The sequence below is a fragment of the Prevotella sp. MGM2 genome, from assembly GCF_002933955.1.
Lineage (GTDB): Bacteria > Bacteroidota > Bacteroidia > Bacteroidales > Bacteroidaceae > Alloprevotella.
This window is the reverse complement of sequence record NZ_BEWW01000158.1, coordinates 1-529: the sequence shown is the minus strand read 5'-3', so window position 1 is coordinate 529 and position 529 is coordinate 1. Positions and strand designations below refer to the sequence as shown.

General features: G+C 51.2%; 1 protein-coding gene. It reads right to left on the bottom strand.

Features of this window, described 5'->3' with window-relative positions; genetic code table 11:
* A partial coding sequence (locus tag C5S62_RS03675) for an aminotransferase class I/II-fold pyridoxal phosphate-dependent enzyme (protein WP_133159483.1) occupies positions 1–529 on the bottom strand: 529 nt, incomplete at both ends.

Sequence of the window (529 nt, the reverse complement as noted above, 5' to 3'; positions counted from 1 at the left end):
GTAGAGCATCACGGCGCAAATGGCGCTCTGCGTAGGCTTGATGTCAAAACCGGCTGCCATCATCTTATCGCGGAAATAGTTGACATTCTCTACTAATTTGTCATGAATAGCATTGCTCTCGCCCAAAAGTTTGAACGTTTCGATGGCAGCTCCCACGATGCCAGGAGCGAGCGAATTGGAGAAAAGATAAGGACGGCTGCGCTGACGAAGCATGTCTATAATTTCCTTGCGGCCGGTAGTAAATCCACCTACAGCGCCACCAAAAGCCTTGCCGAGCGTACCGGTATAAATGTCCACGCGTCCGTAAGTATTGAAAAACTCGCTCACACCGTGACCGGTTTCACCCACAACGCCGGCAGAATGGCTTTCGTCTACCATCACCAGCGCATCGTATTTTTCGGCCAAATCGCAAATCTTATCCATCGGTGCCACGTTGCCATCCATAGAGAATACGCCATCCGTCACAATGATACGGAAGCGCTGTTCCTGTGCTGCCTGAAGCTGGCGCTCAAGGTCTTCCATATCAGCG